Below are 11,864 nucleotides of genomic sequence, written 5' to 3'. Positions count from 1 at the left end.
TGCGGGACGTATGAGACGTGCGGGACGTACGAGATGAGCGAGACGTACGAGATCCGCAAGACCCAAGAGACCAGGGAGACCGGATGAAGCACGGGAGGGACCCCCGTCCCGGCCCCCACTCCGACCACCGCTCCCACTCCGACCACCGCTCCCACTCCGACCACCGCTCGGGTCCCCGCTCAGGCCGCTACCCGCTGCGGCTGCGCAGGCGTCCCGACCCCTGGGACCGCCAGCCCCCGACCTGGCGCCAGGCACGGCCCGCCGTCATCACCGGCGCCCTGAAACGGGCGCTGGCCCGCCCCTCGGGCAACTGGTACGTCGTCGGCGCCGCCACCGGCGTACGGCCCGACCGCCCGCTGGCCCGGACCGTCGCCGGGCTGGAGGTCGTGGTCTGGCGGGACGCGCGCGGACGCCTGGTGGGCGGACCCGGCGCCTGCCCCCACCTCGGGGCCCCGCTGGCCGCCAGTCCGGTGCGCTGCGGCACCCTCGTCTGCCACTGGCACGGACTCGCCCTGGACGGCACGGCGTTCGCCGGCTGGGAGCCGCTGCCCGTCCACGACGACGGGGTGCTCGTCTGGGTCCGCCTGGACGCCGCCGGCGGAGAACAGCCCACACCCGTCCCCGTACCGGCCGCCCGGCCACCGCTGCCGACCGCCCTCACCTCCGTCTGGCAGGGCGTGGGGGTCTGCGCGCCCGAGGACGTGATCGCCAACCGTCTCGACCCGTGGCACGGCGCCTGGTTCCACCCGCACTCCTTCGCCGACCTCACCGTGGTCGGGGAACCCGGCGACGGTGACGGCGACGACGAGGACGACCGCTTCGTCGTCGACGTCTCCTTCCGGCTCACCCGCCGCCTCGTCGTCCCCGTCCGCGCGGAGTTCACCGCGCCCGGACCCCGCACCGTGGTCATGCGCATCACCGACGGCGAGGGAACGGGCTCCGTCGTCGAGACCCATGCCACGCCGCTGGACGCGGACGGCCACGGCAGGCCCCGCACCGCGGTCGTCGAAGCGGTCCTCGCCACCTCCGGCCGGCCCGGCTTCGCCCTCGCCCGCCGCCTGGCCCCGGCCCTGCGCCCCCTGATGCGCGCCGCCGCCGCCCGGCTCTGGCGCGACGACCTCGCCTACGCCGAACGCCGCCGCCACCTGCGTGCCCTCGGCCGGAACCCCGGCTGACCGGCCGGGCCCGCGCCCGGCGCGCCGGGGCGCGAGCGCACCGGTTGCCGCGCCGTGGAGCCCCCGTCAGACTCGCCACCAGGACGGCGGCGCCGTCCACGCACCGCCCGCACGCCGCACGAGGAGATCCGGAAGATGACCGAGGACACCAAGGACATCGAGGACGCCGGGGGCGCGGGGGGCGCGGCCGGGCGGAAGACCACCCGGCGGCCCGGGGCCGCCGGACGGGCGGTCCGCGGGCCGTCCGACCGGCGGGAGAAGTGACGCGGGACGCGCGGGGACGACGGCCGTGCAGACGTTCCTGCCCCACCCCGGCTTCCGGGACTCGGCGCTCGTCCTGGACCGCCGCCGGCTCGGCAAACAGCGGGTCGAGGCCCTCCAGATCCTGCGCGGGCTGACCGTGCCGGGCTACGGCTGGCGCCGGCATCCCGCGGTGCGCATGTGGGCCGGCTACGAGGAGGCGCTGGTCCGGTACGGCCTGGAGGTCTGCCGGGTCTGGCGGGAACACGGCCACCAGGACAGCTGCGCCGCCTCACTCGTCGCGGGCCTCGCCGCCCGGCGCCCCGGCAGGCCGGTGCGCGACCAGCGGGAACTGGCGGCGGCCGGGGAGCTGCCGCCCTGGCTCGGCGACGCCGCCTTCCACCGCAGCCACCGCTCGGCGCTGGTCCGCAAGGACCCGGCCGCCTATGCCGCCCTCTTCCCGGACGTGCCCGACGACCTGCCCTACGTGTGGCCGGCCTCGGACCGTGAGCGCGGGGACACCGAAGACACCGGGGACATCGGAGACGCCGGAGACGCCGGGAACACCGGGGACGCACCGGCCGGCCGCTGAGCCCGGCCCGCCCGGCCCGTCCACCCCGGCCGTCCTGCCCGCCGTACCCGCCGTACCCGCCGTGTCCACTGAATCCGCCGTGCCCGCTGAATCCGCGGTCCGGCGTGGCGGAGAAGGACCGGCCATGGCGGACACTTGGGGCATGGACGGGGAACCGGCCGTGCTGGCGGCGGCGCGTGAGCGCCTGGGCAGCGCCCTGTTCCGCCGGGTCGCGGGCCCGGAGGGACCGGCCAACCGCGCCCGCATCCACGGCACCCCCGGACCCCGGTGGTTCGGCCCGGAACGCCCCATCCGCGTCGTGCACGGCGACGCCTCGATGTTCGTCGGAGGCGTACGGGCCCTGCTGCTCCAGTCGCTGCACCCGCTGGCCATGGCCGCCGTGGCCGCGCACTCCGGCTACCGCGGCGACCCCTGGGGACGGCTGCAGCGCACCAGCACATTCCTCGCCGTGACGACGTACGGCACCGCCGACGACGCCCGGCGGGCGGTCGACCACGTCCGCGGCATCCACGAGCGGATACGCGGTACGACGGCCGAGGGCGTGCCGTACCACGCGGCCGACCCGCACCTGCTGAAGTGGGTCCACCTGGCCGAGACGGACAGTTTCCTGCGCGCCCACGAACGCTACGGCGCCCACCCGCTGGACGCCGCCGGCTACGACGCCTACGTCGCCGACACGGCGCGCGTCGCGACGGCCCTGGGCGTGATCGACCCGCCGCGCACTCGCCGGGAACTGGCCGGCCAGCTGGACGCCTACCGGCCCGAGCTGCGGGCCACGCAGGAAGCCCGCGCCGCCGCGCGGTTCCTGCTGTTCCAGCCGCCGCTGCCGCTGCCGGCCCGCCCTGTCTACGGGGTGCTCGCCGCCGCCGCGGTCGTCACCCTGCCGCCGTGGGCGCGCACGCTGCTCGGGCTGCCGCGCGTCCCGCTGGCCGAGGACATCGCCGTACGGCCGGCCGGACAGGCGCTGATCCGGACCATCCGCTGGGTGATGACCCCGCCGCCCGCGGCCGGGCGGGACTGAACCGGCGGAGTGCCGCTCGGCGCCCTGGCCGTGCGGGCGCTGTCCGTGTCCGCGCTCGGCCGGGCCGTCGGGGCCGCAGCCCGGGGCCCGCCCGGGTGCCTCACCGCGGGCCGGAGTGCTCCTTGGAGAAGCGGTAGAGGTCCTTCGAGGTCGTGATCAGCTCCCGCAGCTCCTGACGCGAACCGACCAGCGGCTGCGAGCCGTTGAGGGGCACCTGGGCGCTCTCGGGCAGGAACCTCACCGTGATCAGGCCGATCAGCCCGGCCGCCATCAGGTAGAAGGCCGGCACCAGGTCGTTGCCGGTGGCTTCCACCAGCGCCTCGGTGACCAGCGGGGTGGTGCCGCCGAAGGCGGCGACGGCGAAGTTGAAGCCGATGCCCATGGCCGCGTACCGGACGGCGGTGGGGAACAGCGCCGGCAGGGTGGCGGCGCTTGGCGCGGCGAAACAGGCCAGCAGGGTGGACAGCACCAGCACACCGGCGACCGGCTTCCAGGTCCCGTCCGCCTTCAGCAGCAGGAAGGCCGGCACGGCCAGGACGATCATCGCGACGGCGGCGACCGCGTACACCGGGCGGCGGCCGATACGGTCGCTGAGCCGGCCGAGGAAGGTGATCAGCAGCACGATCCACACCATGCCGATCAGCACCAGCAGGTCGGCGAAGCTGGTGGAGCGGCCCAGGGTCTCCGTCTGGTAGGTCGGCAGGAAGCCGGTGACCATGTAGTTGGTGACGTTGTAGAGCAGCACCAGACCCATGCAGACCAGCAGCGCACGCCAGTGCCTGCGGACGATGGTCTTGAACTCGCTGCCCGCCGACGCCTGGGCGAGGCTCTTCTCGTGTTCGTCGAGCTGCTTCTGGAAGGCCGGGGACTCTTCCAGCTTCAGCCGCATGTACAGGCCGATGAGGCCGAGCGGACCGGCGATCAGGAACGGGACGCGCCAGCCCCACGAGAGCATCTCGTCGTCCGTGAGCGCCAGGTTCAGCAGGGTCACCAGCGCCGAGCCGAGCGCGTAGCCGACGAAGGTGCCGAAGTCGAGCCAGCTGGAGAGGAAACCGCGCCGGCGGTCCGGCGAGTACTCGGCGACGAAGGTGGTGGCACCGCCGTACTCGCCGCCGGTGGAGAAGCCCTGGACCATACGGGCGAGCAGCAGCAGGACGGGGGCCGCGATGCCGAGGGTCGCGTAACCGGGGATCAGGCCGATGGAGAAGGTGCCGATCGCCATCATGATCATGGTGGTCGCGAGCACCTTCTGCCGGCCGATGCGGTCGCCGAGCGGGCCGAACACCAGGCCGCCGAGCGGGCGCACCACGAACGCCGCGGCGAAGGTCGCGAACGAGGAGATCAGCTGGGCGCCCGGGGAGGCGCCGGGGAAGAACACCTTGCCGATGGTGGCGGCGAGGTAGCTGTAGACGCCGAAGTCGAACCACTCCATGCAGTTGCCGAGCGCCGAGGCGCCGACCGCGCGTTTGAGCAGCGGCCCTTCGACGACCTGGACGTCCTCCTCGCGGAAGGCCCCCTTCTTCCGGTGGAGCCGGCGGATCAGCTCCTCGCGGACCTGCCGCGGCATGTCGGCGACCGTCTTCGGCATCCTCGCCCGGCCCCGCGGGCCGAGCCGTCCGTCGGGCTTGGCGTCACTCACGCTGCCGCCTTTCTCTTGCTGCACACTCTTCGCCTACGCGAATTCTGCGCCTCTGTGATCATGCGGCGCATGTCAGGGCTGCTGCCCGGCTTCGCGCGGGCCCACACGCCGGTGCGCGTGTCCCGTGCGTCACCCGGGTGGCGGGCGTCCAGCGCGGCCGCCGGGTTCCCGCACCCGGCGGCACGGGGTACGGGAACCTGCGGGGACCGCTGAAGCCGTGACGTCGGCCACCCGGAACGGCCGGACCGGAACGGCCGGACCGGACCGGCCGAGCCGGACCGCCCCGAGGCGGGCGGCCGTGCCGGCACCGGTGAACGGGGCTTGGCGTGTGCAACGGCGAGGCGGAGGCGGTCGTCGGTGCGAAGCCGCGGTCACGAAGCCGCGGTCACGAAGCCACGGCCACGAAGCCACGGCCACGAAGCCTCGGCCACGAAGCCTCGGTGACCGGTGACCGGTGACCGGTGGCGCGGGGAGGGGGAACGGCGGTGCGGTGAGGGAGCCGCGGCCCTGCCCCGACAGCGCGGAGGAGTGCGGGCCGGGGCCCGGACCCGGGGCGGTCCGGGCGGCAGGTCCGGTCAGGGCAGGAGGGGCAGCGCCCGGCAGTTGGAGGCGGCGGGATCGCCGGAGAGCCGGTCGGTGAGCCACGCGATGGCGTCGCCCTGGTCGCCGAGGAGCGGGCCGAAGTGGTTCAGCAGCCCCCGGCCGACGTCGGGCAGGATCACCGGGGCGTAGGTGACGTTCCCGCCCAGCCGGCACCAGTCGACGGCCATCCGGCGGGACTGGGCGTGCGGGACCAGGTCGTCGTTGACGCCGGTGGCCACCCGGACCGGGCCGCTGGGCTTCCGCGCGCCGATGCGCTGCTCGGCGAGGAAGTCCTGCAGGGCGGGCTCGGCGGCGATGATGTCGCCGACCGACTGCCCCGTGGTCGTCCAGGCCGTGCTGCGGGCGGAGCCGTACGCGAACAGCGCGTCGCCGACGCACCTGGTCGCCAGGTCCTCCAGGGCCTCGCGGCCCGCGTCGCTGAGATACCGCTCGGCGATGGGCCGCAAGGAGGGCTCCGTCTGGAGGAAGCCGTTCAGCGACCAGCCCAGGGCGCCCGCCAGGTCGCTGCCGTCGATCGCCTCGGTGACCTCGGTCAGGTCCGCGGGCGGCGCCCCGGAGTACGTGCCGGCGAGCCGGACGTCCGGGGCGTAGGCGGGCTGGAGCTCCGCGGCGGCGGCCGTGGCCCCGCCCCCCTGGCTGTAGCCGAACAGCCCCACCGGGGAATCGGCGGTGACGGACGCGCCGTCGAGGGCGCGCGCGGCACGCACGGCGTCCAGCACGGCGTGCGCGCCGTCGACGCGGTTGACGTAGGTGTGCAGCCGGTCCGTGGCGCCGAGGCCGACGTAGTCGGTGACGACGACGGCGATGCCGCGGGCCAGCAGCCGGTAGACCGACAGGTCCTCGTACCCGACCGAGACGGTGTCGCCGTCGATCTTCAACGGGTGCTCCAGGCCCATCGAGGCGGCGCACTGGTCGCCCTGGCCCATGGTGCCGGGCGCGACGGCGACCAGCGGGCGCGGCCCGCCACCCCGCCAGTCCGCGGCCGGCTCGATGTAGGCGCCGGTCACGGCGACGGGCTCGCCGGTGGAGTCCGTGGACTTGTACATCAGCCGGGTCGCTTTGCCCGGCAGCGGCCCGCCCAGGCTCGGCAGGCTCAGCGCCAGCCGGAGCGGCTCGGTCCGCACCAGTGCGCCGTCGGCCTCGGGCAGGGTGGCGGGCGGGGTGTAGAAGGCGGGGACGGTGACGTCGCGGGACACCTCCGCGGCCGGTGCCGCACCGGCCGCGGCGGGTACGGCCTGGGCGCCGAGGGCGAGTGCCGCGGTGACCGCCGCGGCGAGCAGACGTCTGCGTACGGGCATGGCGAACCTCCTGGGGAGGGACGGGCCGGACCGGTCGTCCGCGGTCCGGCGGGAGACGGCCGTGGGGCGGGCGGCCGTGCAGGCGCGTGGAGGCACGGCCGCCCGGCGGTGTGCTCGCGCTGCTCCTGTGGGGTGACGGGACCGTACCGGGACAGGGGTTACCGGCGGTAGCGGCAAGCATGTTACGGTTCGGTAACTTGACGGAATGTCTAATAAGCGCCGCTCCTGTTTGCCCCGCTCCCGTATGCGCCGCCCGTACGCGCTGCTCGTACGCGCGCCCGGCCGTGGCGCCCGGCACGCGAGGAGGCCGGCACGCGAGGAGGTCGTCCCGCGGGCCGCCGGAGCGGGCGAGTAGACTGGCGCTCGTTCGTGTGCCGGCGGGAGCCGCCCGGCAGGAACCCCCGAGGGAGGTGAGGCCGATGACCGCGCCCATGGCCACCGTGCGCAGCGCCCGGGTCTCCCTCACGTCCCGGGCCGTGGCCTGATCTCGTTCCGTCCCGCCCCGCCGGGAGCGTGAGCTCGCGGGGCACCCACACGAACACCACACAGAACGGATCCGCACCCACCATGCGCGACCTGTGGACCACGCGCGCCGAGACCGGCGCCGACATCCCCGCCCTGCGCGACCTCCTCCTCGCCGCCTTCCCCACCGCCGAGGAGGCCGACCTCGTGGACGCCCTGCGCGCCGACCCGGCCGCGTGGATCGACGGCCTGTCCGTCGTCGCCGCGGACGACCGCGGACGGCCCGTCGGCCACGCGCTGCTGACCCGCTGCCACATCGGCGACAGCCCGGCCCTGTGCCTGGCGCCCTGCGCCGTACGTCCCGAGTGGCAGAACCGCGGCGCCGGTTCCGCGGCCGTCCGCGCGGCGCTGGCCGCCGCCCGGGACCGGGGCGAGCACCACGTCGTCGTCCTGGGGCACCCGGCGTACTACCCCCGGTTCGGCTTCACCCGCGCCTCGGCCCACGGCATCCGGCTGAGCATCGACGTCCCGGACGAGGCCCTGATGGCCCTCACCCTCGACGCCGCCCGTCCGCTGCCCGCCGGGACCGTGCGCTACGCCGCGCCGTTCGGGATCTGAGCGGCCGGACGGCGGTGCCGCGCGGGGGAGCCGCCCCGCACGGCACCGCCGTACCGGACGTCCGTCGATTCCGTCGATTCCGTCGATTTCGTCCATTCAGCCGATTCCGTCGAGCCCGCCGGGCCCGTCGCACTCACCCGAGCCGCGGGAGGACCGGAACACCGCGCGCCCGCCGAAGGGCACCCCGTACGCCGGACCGGACGCCGCCGGGGCGGCCCGGCCCCACCGCCGCGCCGCGCCCCGGCCGGTCCGCACCCGTCCGGGGCCGGTCACCGGGCACGGTCCCGCCACCGGACGCACCCTGGACCCAGGTGCGTCCGGTCACCGGTGGGCTCCCGTCCGGGGTGCGGACCGGCCCCGGCACGACCCGGGAGGCCCCATCGGGCACCCGGGCACCGGCGTCGGGCGCGCCCGTCGCCCCCACCCCCGCCCCACGGGAGGACACCACCGCAGTGACGGCCTGGACCTGGCAGTACGACGGATACGACCCCGCGGCCGAGCGGCTGCGGGAGTCGCTGTGCACGCTGGGCAACGGCTACGTCGCCACCCGCGGGGCCCTGCCCGAGTGCGCCGCCGACGACGTGCACTACCCCGGCACGTACGCGGCCGGCTGCTACAACCGGCTCACCTCCACCGTCGCCGGCCGCCGGGTGGAGAACGAGGACCTGGTCAACCTGCCCAACTGGCTGCCGCTGCGCTTCCGCCTCCCCGGCGGCGACTGGCTCACCCCGGACACGGCACCCGTGCTCGCCCACCACCAGATCGTCCACCTCGACTGCGGCCTGCTGGAACGCCACACCCGCTACGGGCTCGGCGAGGGACGCGTGCTGGACGTGCGCCAGCGGCGCCTGGTGCACATGGCCGACCCCCACCTGGCCGCGCTGCGCACCGAGCTGACGGTCCAGGGCGCCGCCGTCGCCCTCGACGTCGAGGCCGCGCTCGACGGCGGCGTCACCAACGCCGGGGTGGCGCGCTACCGGGAACTGGAGGGTCGCCACCTCACCCACGTCCACACCGGCGACGCCGCCCCGGACACGGTGTGGCTGCGCTGCCGCACCCGCACCTCCGACATCCGGATCGGCCTGGCGGCCCGCGTCACGGCCGGCGTCCCCGTGGCCGCGGCGCACGAGCATCCCCGCGCCGTGCAGCGGATGCGGCTGCACCTGGCCCCCGGCCGCACCGCCGTCGTCGACAAGGCGGTCGCCCTGCACACCTCCCGCGACGCGGCCATCAGCGATCCGCTCCAGGCCGCCGTGGACCGGGTGGCGGCGGCGCCCGCCTTCGACGAGCTGCTGCGCTCCCACCACACGGCGTGGAACCAGCTGTGGCGCCGGGCCGAACTGGAGGTCCCCGGCGAGGCGGGCCGCATCCTGCGCCTGCACCTGTTCCACGTCCTGCAGACCCTCTCCCCGCACACCGCCGACCTGGACGCCGGCGTGCCCGCCCGGGGACTGCACGGGGAGGCCTACCGCGGCCACGTCTTCTGGGACGAGCTGTTCGTCCTGCCCTACCTCAACCTGCACTTCCCCGAGGTCTCCCGCGCCCTGCTCCACTACCGGCACCGCCGCCTGGACCGGGCCCGCGCCACCGCCCGCGCGATCGGGCGGCGCGGCGCGCTGTACCCGTGGCAGAGCGGCAGCGACGGCCGCGAGGAGACCCAGCAACTGCACCTCAACCCGCGCTCGGGACGCTGGCTGCCCGACCACTCCCACCTCCAGCACCACGTCGGATCCGCGATCGCCTACAACGTGTGGCAGTACTGCGAGGCCAGCGGCGACGCCGAGTTCCTGCACACCAAGGGCGCCGAGATGCTGCTGCAGATCGCCCGCTTCTGGGCGGACTCCGCCACCTGGGACGCCCGCCTGGGGCGGCACCGCATCCGGGGCGTGGTCGGCCCCGACGAGTACCACGACGCCTACCCCGGCGCCGGGGAACCCGGCCTGGACGACAACGCCTACACCAACGTCACCGCCGCCTGGGTCCTCGCCCGCACCCTGGAGGTGCTGCGCGCCCTGCCCGAACCCCGCCGGCGCGAACTGGCCGAGCGCACCGGCCTGGACGGCGGCGAACTGGAGCGGTGGGAGAACGTCTCCCGCACCCTGCACGTCCCCTTCCACGAGGGCGTCATCAGCCAGTTCGACGGGTACGGCGACCTCGCCGAACTCGACTGGGAGGAGTACCGCGGGCGGTACGGCGACATCCGGCGGCTGGACCGCATCCTGGAGGCGGAGGGCGACACCGTCAACCGCTACCGGGCGTCCAAACAGGCCGACGTGCTGATGCTCGGCTACCTCTTCTCCCCGGCCGAACTGCGCGGACTGTTCGAACGGCTGGGCTACCGGCTCGACGAGGCGACCTGGCAGCGCACCGTCGACCACTACCTGGCCCGCACCAGCCACGGCTCCACCCTCAGCGGCCTGGTCCACGGCTGGGTCCTGGCCCGGTGCCGCCGCGCCGAGGCATGGACGTTCTGCCAGGAGGCCCTCAAAGGGGACGTCGCCGACCTCCAGGGCGGCACCACCGGCGAGGGCATCCACCTCGGCGCCATGGCCGGCACCCTCGACCTCGTCCAGCGGGGCCTGACCGGCCTGGAGACCCGCGCCGGGGCGCTGTGGCTGGACCCCGTGCCGCTGCCGGAGCTGTCCTCCTACGGCTTCTCCCTGCGCTACCAGGGCGACTGGGGCGTACGGCTGCGGCTGGAGCACGGCCTGCTGGAGATCGCCGTACCGTCCTCCGACCCCGTCCCCATCGAGGTCCGTCTCCCCGACCGCACGGTCCGCGTCCGTCCGGGCGACACCTGCCGCCTCGCGCTGCCGGACTGATCACCGGGGGCGGGGGAACCTGGCAGGTGGGGGAGCGGAGACCGGCCTCACGGCGAGGAGGCGCTGTCATGGTGAACCCGGTGGTGGTCGGGGTGGACGGTTCGCCCTCCAGCCTGGCCGCGGTGGAGGTCGCGGCGCGCGAGGCCGCCCTGCGCGGCGCCCAGCTGCGGCTGGTGCACGCCTTCGGCGGCCCCTCGGTGCGCGTGCCGCCCCACGTACGGCCGTGGAACCCGGCCGTGGCGGGACTGCGCGAGATGGTCGACGGGACCCTGGCCCAGGCGGAGCGGCGGGCCCGTGAGGCCGCACCCCGCGTGGAGGTCGCCCGGGACGTCGTCGTGGGCGAACCGGTGACGGTCCTGGAGATCGAGTCGCGCACCGCCTCGCTGGTGGTGGTCGGCAGCCGGGGCCTGAGCGCCTTCGGCAGCCTGCTCCTCGGCTCGACGGGCGTGCACCTGGCCGCCCACGGCCGCTGCCCGGTGCTGGTGGTGCGCGGCGGCCCGGATCCGGCGGGGCCCGTGCTGCTGGCGGCCGACGGCTCGCCGGCCGGGGAGGGAGCCGTCGCGTTCGCCTTCGCCGAGGCGTCCCTGCGCGGCGCGGACCTGCTGGCGCTGCACGTGTGGAGCACCCGCACCGAACGCGCCTACGACGGCCCCGCCGATCCGCCGTTCGTGACGTACGACGAGGACCACCTGCGCGCCGAGGAGGAGCGGGTGCTCGTCGAGGCGCTCTCCGGCCACCGCGAGCGCCACCCGGACGTCACCGTGCGCTCCCGGCTGGTCCGGGGGCGGGTGCGCGCGGCCCTGATCGACGCGAGCGGTGAAGCCCAGCTGGTCGTGGCCGGCGCGCGGGGCAGGGGCGGCTTCCGGGGCCTGCTGCTCGGCTCGGTCAGCCAGGCCCTGCTGCACCACGCCCACTGCCCCGTGGCCGTGGTGCGCGCGCATCCGGCGTGACAGGCGCCGGCCGTGCGAGGTGTGCGGCCGTCGCCGTCGCGGCCGTTCCGGGTCGCGGTGCGGGAGCGCACACCGGCGCGGGGCGCCGCCCGGCTCACCCGATCGGCCGCGTCGGCGCGCGCGGCCCGGGACGGCCCGGCTAAGGTCGGTCATGAGCGAGCCGCCCACGGCGAAAGCGGGCGGACCGCGCGTTGGTGGTCCAAGGCAAGACGCTCCGCTTCCTGCGGGGAGATGCAGGTGCAAGGCCTGCCCAACGCTCCGGAGAAGGACGGGCCCCGCCTCCCGCGGACACGGGAGGCGGGGCCCGTCCTTGCGCGAGCCGAGCGGGGTGGGAGCGGGGACGGGGCCGCCGGACCGCCGCCCGCCGTCCACCGGGTGCGGCGCGGTCCCCGCCGATGCGCCGGCCCGGCCCGCCGCCGGAGGCCGACCTCAACCGCCCCGTCC

The 11,864-nt window shown here is 75.7% G+C and carries 9 protein-coding genes; 7 read left to right on the top strand and 2 right to left on the bottom strand.

The features are described 5' to 3' along the window. Positions 1 to 83: 83 nt before the first annotated feature. The 4 genes from ABZ340_RS30070 to ABZ340_RS30055 all read left to right on the top strand — a co-directional run bounded on the left by ABZ340_RS30070 (position 84) and on the right by ABZ340_RS30055 (position 3,028). Positions 84 to 1,175 carry a DUF5914 domain-containing protein gene (locus ABZ340_RS30070; RefSeq protein ID WP_358785003.1) on the top strand — a complete coding sequence of 364 codons (1,092 nt, stop codon included), beginning with the start codon at positions 84 to 86 and terminating at the stop codon, positions 1,173 to 1,175. A gap of 135 nt (positions 1,176 to 1,310) precedes the next feature. Next, positions 1,311 to 1,439: a hypothetical protein gene (locus ABZ340_RS30065; protein ID WP_358785002.1), complete on the top strand. Its 129-nt coding sequence runs from the start codon at positions 1,311 to 1,313 to the stop codon at positions 1,437 to 1,439. Positions 1,440 to 1,464: 25 nt separating this feature from the next. Then, on the top strand, positions 1,465 to 2,007 hold the full coding sequence (locus ABZ340_RS30060) for an MSMEG_6728 family protein (protein ID WP_358785001.1): 543 nt from the start codon (positions 1,465 to 1,467) through the stop codon (positions 2,005 to 2,007). A 124-nt stretch (positions 2,008 to 2,131) separates the two neighbouring features. Further along, positions 2,132 to 3,028, top strand: a complete 897-nt coding sequence (locus ABZ340_RS30055; RefSeq protein ID WP_358785000.1) for an oxygenase MpaB family protein — start codon at positions 2,132 to 2,134, stop codon at positions 3,026 to 3,028. Positions 3,029 to 3,128: 100 nt separating this feature from the next. Here ABZ340_RS30055 and ABZ340_RS30050 read toward each other — a convergent pair whose 3' ends face one another. Both ABZ340_RS30050 and ABZ340_RS30045 read right to left on the bottom strand, forming a co-directional pair. Then, positions 3,129 to 4,616 carry an MFS transporter gene (locus ABZ340_RS30050; RefSeq protein WP_358785029.1) on the bottom strand — a complete coding sequence of 496 codons (1,488 nt, stop codon included), beginning with the start codon at positions 4,614 to 4,616 and terminating at the stop codon, positions 3,129 to 3,131. A 626-nt stretch (positions 4,617 to 5,242) separates the two neighbouring features. Next, positions 5,243 to 6,568, bottom strand: a complete 1,326-nt coding sequence (locus ABZ340_RS30045; RefSeq protein ID WP_358784999.1) for a lipase family protein — start codon at positions 6,566 to 6,568, stop codon at positions 5,243 to 5,245. Positions 6,569 to 7,135: 567 nt separating this feature from the next. Between ABZ340_RS30045 and ABZ340_RS30040 the strand changes: the two genes are divergently transcribed. From ABZ340_RS30040 to ABZ340_RS30030, 3 genes are all read left to right on the top strand, one after another. After that, positions 7,136 to 7,648 (top strand): N-acetyltransferase, encoded by a 513-nt coding sequence (locus tag ABZ340_RS30040; RefSeq protein ID WP_358784998.1) that lies wholly within the window; start codon positions 7,136 to 7,138, stop codon positions 7,646 to 7,648. Between the two features lie 452 nt (positions 7,649 to 8,100). After that, positions 8,101 to 10,470, top strand: a complete 2,370-nt coding sequence (locus ABZ340_RS30035; RefSeq protein WP_358784997.1) for a glycosyl hydrolase family 65 protein — start codon at positions 8,101 to 8,103, stop codon at positions 10,468 to 10,470. Positions 10,471 to 10,538: 68 nt separating this feature from the next. After that, on the top strand, positions 10,539 to 11,420 hold the full coding sequence (locus ABZ340_RS30030) for a universal stress protein (RefSeq protein WP_358784996.1): 882 nt from the start codon (positions 10,539 to 10,541) through the stop codon (positions 11,418 to 11,420). Positions 11,421 to 11,864: the final 444 nt, after the last annotated feature.

It is taken from the genome of Streptomyces sp. NPDC006134 (assembly GCF_040628835.1).
GTDB lineage: Bacteria > Actinomycetota > Actinomycetes > Streptomycetales > Streptomycetaceae > Streptomyces.
This window is presented reverse-complemented; position numbering and strand designations above follow the sequence as displayed.

What these genes read in the sequence shown, in the direction of transcription:
- ABZ340_RS30050 (WP_358785029.1), bottom strand. Translation starts at nt 4,616, where the DNA reads ATGCCGAAGACGGTCGCCGACATGCCGCGGCAGGTCCGCGAGGAGCTG.
- ABZ340_RS30030 (WP_358784996.1), top strand. Translation starts at nt 10,539, where the DNA reads ATGGTGAACCCGGTGGTGGTCGGGGTGGACGGTTCGCCCTCCAGCCTG.
- ABZ340_RS30040 (WP_358784998.1), top strand. Translation starts at nt 7,136, where the DNA reads ATGCGCGACCTGTGGACCACGCGCGCCGAGACCGGCGCCGACATCCCC.
- ABZ340_RS30045 (WP_358784999.1), bottom strand. Translation starts at nt 6,568, where the DNA reads ATGCCCGTACGCAGACGTCTGCTCGCCGCGGCGGTCACCGCGGCACTC.
- ABZ340_RS30070 (WP_358785003.1), top strand. Translation starts at nt 84, where the DNA reads ATGAAGCACGGGAGGGACCCCCGTCCCGGCCCCCACTCCGACCACCGC.
- ABZ340_RS30055 (WP_358785000.1), top strand. Translation starts at nt 2,132, where the DNA reads ATGGCGGACACTTGGGGCATGGACGGGGAACCGGCCGTGCTGGCGGCG.
- ABZ340_RS30065 (WP_358785002.1), top strand. Translation starts at nt 1,311, where the DNA reads ATGACCGAGGACACCAAGGACATCGAGGACGCCGGGGGCGCGGGGGGC.